The organism is Sphingomonas sp. 66-10 (assembly GCF_001897045.1).
In the GTDB taxonomy this organism is placed as follows: Bacteria; Pseudomonadota; Alphaproteobacteria; order Sphingomonadales; family Sphingomonadaceae; genus Sphingomonas; species Sphingomonas lycopersici.
In genome coordinates this window covers 28,316-37,669 of the sequence record NZ_MKRR01000138.1, presented here as the reverse complement: position 1 = coordinate 37,669, position 9,354 = coordinate 28,316, and the positions used below count along the sequence as shown (strand labels likewise).

8 protein-coding genes and 1 pseudogene are annotated in these 9,354 nt (G+C 68.9%); 7 read left to right on the top strand and 2 right to left on the bottom strand.

What is annotated here, in order from left to right:
* Both BGN95_RS19395 and BGN95_RS19390 read right to left on the bottom strand, forming a co-directional pair.
* Positions 1-273: SixA phosphatase family protein (locus tag BGN95_RS19395; protein ID WP_286773735.1), on the bottom strand; the 273-nt coding region annotated here is incomplete at its 3' end.
* Positions 274-295: 22 nt separating this feature from the next.
* Positions 296-3,001 (bottom strand): ATP-dependent DNA helicase, encoded by a 2,706-nt coding sequence (locus BGN95_RS19390; protein WP_286773734.1) that lies wholly within the window; start codon positions 2,999-3,001, stop codon positions 296-298.
* Positions 3,002-3,242: 241 nt separating this feature from the next.
* Between BGN95_RS19390 and sucC the strand changes: the two genes are divergently transcribed.
* From sucC to BGN95_RS19355, 7 genes and pseudogenes are all read left to right on the top strand, one after another.
* On the top strand, positions 3,243-4,442 hold the full coding sequence (sucC, locus tag BGN95_RS19385; protein ID WP_179513044.1) for an ADP-forming succinate--CoA ligase subunit beta: 1,200 nt from the start codon (positions 3,243-3,245) through the stop codon (positions 4,440-4,442).
* A 516-nt stretch (positions 4,443-4,958) separates the two neighbouring features.
* Entirely contained in the window at positions 4,959-5,708 is a 750-nt protein-coding gene (locus tag BGN95_RS19380) for an electron transfer flavoprotein subunit beta/FixA family protein (protein WP_179513042.1), read from the top strand.
* Complete coding sequence (locus BGN95_RS19375; protein ID WP_179513041.1) at positions 5,705-6,634, top strand: electron transfer flavoprotein subunit alpha/FixB family protein; 930 nt, start codon at positions 5,705-5,707, stop codon at positions 6,632-6,634. The genes BGN95_RS19380 and BGN95_RS19375 overlap by 4 nt, the downstream gene beginning before the upstream one ends.
* A gap of 298 nt (positions 6,635-6,932) precedes the next feature.
* Positions 6,933-7,388, top strand: a complete 456-nt coding sequence (locus tag BGN95_RS19370) for a phytanoyl-CoA dioxygenase family protein (RefSeq protein WP_353744722.1) — start codon at positions 6,933-6,935, stop codon at positions 7,386-7,388.
* 39 nt (positions 7,389-7,427) lie between these two features.
* Entirely contained in the window at positions 7,428-8,513 is a 1,086-nt protein-coding gene (locus BGN95_RS19365) for an alpha/beta fold hydrolase (RefSeq protein WP_286773733.1), read from the top strand.
* A gap of 39 nt (positions 8,514-8,552) precedes the next feature.
* Positions 8,553-9,197 (top strand): peptidylprolyl isomerase, encoded by a 645-nt coding sequence (locus BGN95_RS19360; protein ID WP_265313547.1) that lies wholly within the window; start codon positions 8,553-8,555, stop codon positions 9,195-9,197.
* A pseudogene (locus BGN95_RS19355) lies at positions 9,194-9,334 on the top strand (acylphosphatase); the annotation flags it as partial. The gene BGN95_RS19360 and the pseudogene BGN95_RS19355, both read left to right, overlap by 4 nt.
* Between the last annotated feature and the right edge of the window lie 20 nt (positions 9,335-9,354).

Genomic DNA, 9,354 nt, shown 5'->3' with positions numbered 1-9,354 from the left:
GAGCAATGTCGCCGAGGATGCGAGATACATCCGCCGATCCCACGCCGGATAAAGCGGCGCGCCATAGCCGGCCGCCACCGCCTCGATCGTCTCCACCACCCGCACCGCGGGCGAGGCGACGACGTGATCGAACCGCAGCCCGAGCGATTTCAAATGCCGCCCCATCGTCTGCGCGGCGCGGCGCCCCTTGGCGTTGAGCGGGCGATCGAAATCGCGCGCGACCGGATCGTCCCACCCGGACTTGGCGTGGCGCAGCAGCGTCAGCGTCTTCACGGGCGGGCAAACTCCGGTCTTCTCAAATCTCGGGAGCCGCGTCATGCCCCAGACGCGCGCCGGAGGAAAGACGCTCCCGCACCCGCGCGATCGCCTCGTCGAGCGGAACGCGCGCGATCGCCACCCCCGGCGGGAAGGCGGTGAGCAGCCGCGAGGGCATCGCCGCCGACAACAGGACGAAGGCGCCGCGATCCTGCGCCGAACGGATCAGCCGCCCGAACGCCTGCGCCAGCCGCGCGCGGACGATGCGGTCATCATAAGCGCTCCCCCCGCCCGCCAGCCGCCGCGCGGCGTGGAGCACGCTCGGCTTGGGCCACGGCACGCCCTCCATCACCACCAGCCGCAGCGAATGGCCGGGCACGTCGACCCCGTCGCGCAACGCATCGGTGCCGAGCAACGAGGCATGCGGATCGTCGCGGAAGATATCGACCAGGGTGCCGGTATCGATCGGATCGACATGTTGCGCGTGGAGCGGCAGCCCGGCGCGCGCCAGCCGGTCGGCGATCGCGGCATGCACCCCGCGCAACCGGCGGATCGCGGTGAACAACCCCAGGGTGCCGCCCCCCGCCGCCTCGATCAGCCGCGCATAGGCATTGGCCAGCGCGGCCTGGTCGCCGCGCTTCACATCGGTGACGATCAGCACCTCGGCGGCGTCGGCATAGTCGAACGGGCTCGCCGCCTCGAAGCGGGTCGCGGCGAGCGCGAGATGCGGCGCCCCGACCCGCGCCTCGGCGGTCGCCCAGTCGCCCCCCGCGGTCAGCGTCGCCGAGGTGACCAGCGCGCCATGCGCCGGACGCAGCACCGTCGCGGCGAACGGCCGGGTCGGATCGAGCCAGCGGCGGTGGAGCCCGATATCGAATTCGCGCCCCTCGATGCGATCGACCGCGAGCCAGTCGACGAAATCGGCATCCGCCGGCCCGCCGACCCGCGCGAGCAGCGAGAGCCACGCCGCCACCGTCTCGGCGCGCCAGCCGAGCGAGGCGATCGCGCCCTCGACTCGTGCGCGCGCCGGGCCGTCCATCCAGTCGGGCGCCTCGTCGAGCACCGCCTCGAGCCGCTTGCCGAGCGTGACGAGCGGGCGGAGCAACGCGTCGAGCGCCTGCGCGGCGGGCGCGGCGGCGTCGATCAGCGCCGGGGTCGGCGCGGCGATCTCGGTCTCCAGCCCGTAGCCCGCGTCGCCCGGCTGTTCGGCGCGGGCATAGACCAGCCCGCGCACCGCCGCGAGCAACGCCTCGATCGGGCCGAACGGCGCGCCTTCGGCGACGCGCCCGATCCAGCCGTCGCTCGCCAGCGCCTGCGCCGCATTGACCGCATCGCCGATCGCGCGGCCGCCCGCTTCGTCATAGCTCGCGACATCCGACAATCGCGCCGCCAGCCCGCGCCGCCGCCCGCGGCTGCCGCCTTCGGGACCGAGCAGCCAGCGGCGCAGCTCGATCGTCTCCTGTCCGGTCAGCGCGGTGGCGAACATCGCGTCGGCCGCGTCGAACAGATGATGCCCCTCATCGAACACATAGCGTGTCGGGCGAGTCGCCGCCTCGCGGCCGCGCGCGGCGTTGACCATCACCAGCGCATGATTGGCGATGACGATATCCGCCTCGACCGAGGCGCGCGACGCATGTTCGATGAAGCATTTCCGGTAATGCGGGCAGCCGGCGTAGATACATTCGCCGCGCCGGTCGGTCAGCGCCGCGGTGCCGTTGCGGCGGAACAAGGTGACGAGCCAGCCGGGGAGATCGCCCCCGACCATATCGCCGTCGGCGCTATACGCCGCCCAGCGCGCGACGAGCTGCGCCAGGATCGCCGCGCGCCCTGTAAAGCCGCCCTGTAGCGCATCCTCCAGATTGAGCAGGCAGAGGTAATTCTCGCGCCCCTTGCGGGTGACGACGCGCGCCCTGCGCACCGCCGGATCGGGGTGGAGCCGCGCGGTCTCGTGCGCGAGCTGGCGTTGCAGCGCCTTGGTATAGGTGCTGATCCATACCGCGCCCTGCGCCTGCTCGGCCCATAGCGACGCGGGGGCGAGATAGCCCAGGGTCTTGCCGATCCCGGTCCCCGCCTCGGCGAGCACGAGATTGGGCGAGTCGCGGGTGACGCGCGGGGCGAAGGCGCCCGCCGCCGCCTCGGCATAGGCGCGCTGCCCGGGGCGCGGTTCCCGCGTCGTGCCGGTCAGCCGGGCGAGCCGCTCGTCCACCTCCTCGCGGTCGAGCGTCACGACGCGCGGCATCGGGCGCGGCGCGGCTTCGTCCCATTCGGGGAGGCGGGTGAACAGCCAGCGCTCCGCGCCGCGCGGGCGCGCGATGCGATCGGCGAGCAAAGGCGCCCACGGCCAGCGCAGCCGGAACAGCGCCTGCACCCCGGTCCACGCCCCCTCGCGCTCGGGCCAGTCGCCGTCGGGAATCGCCAGCAGCCGCGCGGCGGCATCGCGCAGGAACGGCGCGACCGCGGCGTCGTCGGCGGGCACGTCGAGCCCGGTCGCGGCGGCGAGCCCCTTGGGCGTCGGCACCATGAAGCGCGCCGGGCGGAGGAAGGCGAACAATTCGAGCAGATCGAGCCCCGACAGATCGGCATAGCCGAGTCGCTGCCCGATCAGCGGCGCGTTGAGCAGGATCACCGGGGTATCGGCGGCGATGCGGATCGCCTCGCCGCGGCCGATCGCGCGCACCTCCCCCTCATGCGCGATCCACACGCCCGAATGGCTGGCGTGAAGCGCGGGGTAAGGGGCAAAGTTCACGAAGTTCACACGTGTGCGATTAGAACATAGCGGCAACCCGCACCACCCCGGCATGCGCCCGCCCTGGCGAAGGCCGGGGCCCAGTCGCGAACGGCTCGTTGCCGGACCCCGGCCTTCGCCGGGGTGGAGAATTCCCGGCAGGCGATAGTCTCGCTGCACCGATCATGCACCTTGGGGTGGATTCCCGACCCCCTGTGTGCTTTAGGCCGCCCGTTTCCTATATGGTGAGGCCACGCATCCCATGAACATCCATGAATATCAGGCGAAGGAACTGCTCGCCAAGTTCGGCGTCCCCGTTCCGGCGGGCTATGCCGCGATGACGGTCGACGAAGCGGTCGAAGCGTCGAAGAAGCTCCCCGGGCCGCTCTATGTCGTCAAGGCGCAGATCCACGCCGGCGGCCGCGGCAAGGGCAAGTTCAAGGAATTGCCGGCCGACGCCAAGGGCGGCGTCCGCCTCGCCAAGACCGCCGAGGAAGTCCGCGCGCACGCGACCGACATGCTCGGCAACACGCTGGTGACGATCCAGACCGGCGAGCACGGCAAGCAGGTCAACCGCCTGTACATCACCGACGGCGTCGACATCGCCAAGGAATTCTACCTCGCGGTGCTGGTCGATCGCGCCACCGGCCGAGTCGCCTTCGTCGTGTCGACCGAGGGCGGGATGGATATCGAGACCGTCGCGCACGACACGCCGGAGAAGATCCACACCTTCGACGTCGACCCCGCGACCGGCTTCATGCCGCACCACGGCCGCGCCGTGGCGACCGCGCTGGGGCTGACCGGCGATCTCGCCAAGCAGGCGCAGAGCCTCGCCGGCAAGGTCTATGACGCCTTCCTCGGCACCGATGCCTCGCAGATCGAGATCAACCCGCTCGCGGTGACCGACGACGGCAAGCTGATGGTGCTCGACGCCAAGGTCGGCTTCGACGGCAATGCGATGTTCCGCCACAAGGATCTCGCCGAGCTGCGCGACGAGACCGAGGAAGATCCGGCCGAGCTGGAAGCCTCCAAGTACGACCTCGCGTACATCAAGCTCGATGGCGACATCGGCTGCATGGTCAACGGCGCCGGGCTCGCGATGGCGACGATGGACATCATCAAATTGAACGGGATGTTCCCGGCCAACTTCCTCGACGTCGGCGGCGGCGCGACCAAGGAGAAGGTGACCGCGGCGTTCAAGATCATCCTCAGCGATCCCGCGGTGAAGGGCATTCTCGTCAACATCTTCGGCGGGATCATGCGCTGCGACATCATCGCCGAAGGCATCGTCGCCGCGGCGAAGGAAGTGAACCTCTCGGTGCCGCTGGTCGTCCGCCTCGAGGGCACCAACGTCCAGCAGGGCAAGGAAATCCTCGCCAACTCGGGGCTCGCGATCGTTCCCGCCAACGATCTGGGCGATGCGGCGAAGAAGATCGTCGCCGAGGTCAAGAAGGCCGCGTGATCCGTTCCGCCGCGTCGTTCCTCTCGGGGCGACGCGGCGGATACAATGCCGGCAAAAGGTCGTCGCAAGTGCGGCGGCCTTTTTTGTGTCCCCGCCTTCGCGGGAGCACAAAGTTGTTGGAGCGTCGTGCTTTCCCACTTTCCACCCCGGCGAAGGCCGGGGTCCAGCCGTGCGCCGATCGTAACTGGGCCCCGGCCTTCGCCGGGGCGGATCACATTTTTCGCACTAGCTTTAGAATCTCTTATCCTGCCCTTTTCGGGCGAAGGGGGTGCGTCCTATCTGCCGTGCTGCGGCACGGCCTTCCTTACGGCAACGCCGCATTTTTCGATCTCGGTACGGTTACGCCAGCGCAACGAATTTCGCATGCACGCCGTTTGCCGCAGCATGATATTACGCGACTGAACCGCGCCAGCGCCCCGCCCCATCTCCCGCAACGGACGTTTGGGCTGGACTTGCGTCGATTCTGCTGCATTAGCGAACCACTGTTCGAAAATCGCGCCAATGGAGATGCTGCCGATGAAGGTGCTGGTGCCGGTCAAGCGCGTGCTTGACTATAACGTGAAGCCCCGCGTGAAGGCGGACGGCTCGGGCGTCGACCTCGCCAATGTGAAGATGTCGATGAACCCGTTCGACGAAATCGCGGTCGAGGAAGCGATTCGCCTCAAGGAAAAGGGCGTCGCGACCGAGATCGTCGCGGTCTCGATCGGCGAAGCCAAGGCGCAGGAAACGCTGCGCACCGCGCTGGCGATGGGCGCCGATCGCGCGATCCTCGTCCAGACCGACGAGAAGGCCGAGCCGCTGGCGATCGCCAAGATCCTCGCCAAGATCGCCGGTGAAGAGCAGCCGGGGCTGATCATCCTCGGCAAGCAGGCGATCGACGACGACAACAACCAGACCGGCCAGATGCTCGCCGGGCTGCTCGGCTGGGGCCAGGGCACCTTCGCCTCCAAGGTCGAGGTGTCGGGCGAGACCGTCAAAGTCACCCGCGAGGTCGACGGCGGGCTCGAGACCGATTCGTTCAAGCTGCCGGCGATCGTCACCACCGATCTCCGCCTCAACGAGCCGCGCTATGCCTCGCTGCCCAACATCATGAAGGCGAAATCGAAGCCGCTTGGCGTCAAGTCGCCGGCCGATTACGGCGTCGACGTGACCCCGCGCCTCACCACGCTCAAGGTGGTCGAGCCGCCGAAGCGCACCGCGGGGGTCAAGGTTGCCGACGTCGACGAACTGGTCGCGAAACTCAAGGCGATGGGAGTTGCCAAGTGAAGACGCTCGTTTGGGTCGAACATGACGGCGCCACCGTCAAGGATGCCACGCTTTCCGCGGTGACCGCCGCGTCGAAGCTGGGCGAGGTTCATCTGCTCGTCGCCGGGCAGGGCGTCGGCGCGGTGGCCGAGCAGGCCGCCAAGATCGCCGGCGTGGGCAAGGTCCATGTCGCCGACGACGCCGCCTTCGCGCATGCGCTGGCCGAGAATGTCGCGCCGCTCGTCGCCGAGCTGATGGCAAGCCACGACGCCTTCGTCGTGCCCGCGACCAGCAACGGCAAGAATGTCGCGCCGCGCGTCGCCGCGTTGCTCGACGTGATGCAGATCAGCGACATCCTGTCGGTCGAAGGGCCGGACACCTTCACCCGCCCGATCTACGCCGGCAATGCGATCGCGACGGTGCAGACCAAGGACGCCAAGAAGGTGATCACCGTGCGCGGCACCGCCTTCGAAAAGGCGGCGCCCGAGGGCGGTTCGGGCGCGATCGAGGCGGTCGCCTCGACCGGCGACAAGGGGCTTTCGACCTTCGAGGGCCAGGAAATCGCCAAGTCCGAGCGGCCGGAGCTGACCTCGGCCAAGATCATCGTCTCGGGTGGTCGCGCGCTGCAGAACAGCGAGAATTTCCACGCGATCATCGAGCCGCTCGCCGACAAGCTCGGCGCGGGCGTCGGCGCAAGCCGCGCGGCGGTCGATGCGGGCTATGTGCCCAACGACTATCAGGTCGGCCAGACCGGCAAGATCGTCGCGCCGGAAGTCTATATCGCGGTCGGCATCTCGGGCGCGATCCAGCACCTCGCCGGGATGAAGGACTCCAAGACGATCATCGCGATCAACAAGGACGAGGACGCGCCGATCTTCCAGGTCGCGGACATCGGGCTGGTGGGCGATCTGTTCAAGGTGGTGCCCGAGTTGACGCAAAAGCTCTAAGCTCGTGGAGCGAAGCTCCACGGCGGTGCCCAAGCGAAGCGAGGGCATAGAGCCACGGCCGGCCGGCGCCGCCACAGCGGCGTCCGACGGCGCGGGACTTGCTCCCGCGTCGGCCCTCGACTGGCAAAACGACGGGGCGGCGCTTCACCGAGGCGCCGCCCTTTCGATTCTTCCCGAACTCGACGCCTTCGCCGCCGGGCACCCGAAATCGCGCGCGGGTGTCCGGCTCCGCAGCCTTCGCCCGCTCGCCTCGGCTGCGGCCATCGCCGCGCGCTACCTTGGCGCTGAGGCGCGACCGGTGCGCGCGATCCTGTTCGACAAGTCGCCCGACACGAACTGGTCGCTCGGCTGGCATCAGGACCGCACGATCGTGGTGCGCGAACAACACGACACGCCCGGCTTCGGCCCGTGGGGGCGCAAGGCGGGGTTGATCCATGTCGAGCCGCCCTTCGCGATCATCGAGGCGATGGCGACGCTGCGCATCCACCTCGACGACGTACCGGCCGACAATGCGCCGTTGATCATCGCCCCCGGCTCGCATCGACTCGGGCGGATCGCCGAACCCGATATCGCCGATACGGTGGCGCGGCTGGGGCATTTCGCCTGCCTCGCGCGGCGCGGCGATATCTGGGCCTATGCGACGCCCATCCTCCACGCCTCCGCCGCGAGCGCCGGCCACGCGCATCGCCGCGTGCTGCAAATAGATTACGCCGCCCGGCCATTACCGGGTGAACTGGAATGGTTAGGCACCTGACCACTGGCACGCGCCGCAATCCGCGCTAACCTTGCGCTCATGCTTCTCGCCCTGCTCCTCGCCGCCGCTGCCCCCGCCGCGCAGCCCGCACCGCCGCCGCCTGCGCCCGCCGCCAAGCAATGGCCGATCAAGGAAGGCGATTTCGTCATCCGCGATTTCGCCTTCCGCTCGGGCGAGACGCTCCCGAGCCTCAGGCTTCACTACACCACGCTCGGCACCCCGCATCGCAACGCGGCGGGGGAGATCGACAATGCGGTGATGGTGCTCCACGGCACCGGCGGCACGGGGAAGCAATTCCTCCAGCCGCAATTCGCCGACGAGCTCTACGGCCCCGGCCAGCCGCTCGACATCACCCGCTATTTCATCATCCTTCCCGACAATATCGGGCATGGCGGGTCGTCCAAGCCGTCGGACGGGCAGCGGATGGCCTTCCCGCGCTACGATTATGACGACATGGTCGCCGCGCAGCACCGGCTGCTCGCCGAGCATTTCGGGATCCGCCAGATGCGGCTGATCATGGGCACCTCGATGGGGTGCATGCACGCCTTCGTATGGGGCGAGACCTTCCCCGATTTCTCCCGCGCGCTGATGCCGATGGCGTGCGAGCCGGTGCAGATCGCCGGGCTCAACCGGATGTGGCGCCAGCTCGCGATCGATTCGATCGAGAACGATCCGGCGTGGAACCGCGGCAATTATACCGCCCAGCCGGCGCAGGGCGTGCGGGGCGCTGCCTCGCTGCTGTTCATCGCCGGTGGGGCGCCGCTCTATCTCCAATCGGCCTATCCGACACGCGACGCGGCGGTCGCCTATGCGCGCGAGAAGGTCGCCGCGTCGATCAAGGGGATCGATGCCAACGATCTGATCTATCAGCTCGATTCGTCGCGAAACTACGATCCCTGGCCCAGGCTGGAGGCGATCCGGGCGCCAATGCTGTGGATCAATTCGGCCGACGATTTCATCAACCCGCGCAACCTCCCCTTCCCCGAGGAAGCGGTGAAGCGGATGCCCGACACCCGCTTCCGGCTGATCGCCGAGACCGCCGACACCCGCGGACACGGCACGCATACCTGGGCGAAATTCTGGAAGAACGATCTCGCCGGGCTTCTGGCACGCACCGCGCCATGACGCTTGCCGCGCCGCACCGGGTTTTCTAACCGCGCGGTCATGCGCGTTCTCGCCCTGCTCGCCGCCCTTCTCCTCGTCGCCCCGGCTGCCGCGCAGCGCGCCGACCGGGCGAGCCCGGGGTTCGTCCGGGTGCGGCTGGAGACCGCGCTCGGCAATGTCGTCCTCGCGCTCGATGCGAAGCATGCGCCGGTCTCGACCGCCAATTTCATGCGCTATGTCGACGACGGGCGGTTCGACGGGATCAGCTTCTATCGTGTCGCGCGGAGCAAGCAGGCGCCGCAATTCGGCTTCGTCCAGTCGGGGATCCGCACCGACGCGCGGCGCTTCCTCGATACGATCGCGCACGAGCCGACCAACAAGACCGGGATCCGCCACCTCGACATGACGATCTCGATGGCGCGGCGCGGCGAGCCGGGATCGGCCAACGGCAATTGGTTCATCACCGTCGGCGCGATGCCGTCGATGGACGCCTCCCCCGGCCACCCCGGCTATGCCGCCTTCGGGCGGGTGGTCGGCGGGCAGGACGTGGTGCGCCGCATCCTCGCCCAGCCGACCGGCGGCGGGATGGGGGGCACGATGCTGATGAAGCCGGTCTACGTCCGACGCGCAGTGCGACTCGACGGGACGCCCAGGCCGACCGGGCGCCCGCGCCCGTGGCTGATCGAGGGGCGCAAGGACGGATGATGCGCCGCCGCCTGATCGTCACCGGGCGGGTGCAGGGCGTCAATTATCGCGACTGGTTCGTCGCGCGGATGCGTGCGCTCGGGGTGAGCGGCTGGGTGCGCAACCGGGCGGACGGTTCGGTCGAGGCATTGGTGGAATGCCCCGAACACCTGATCGA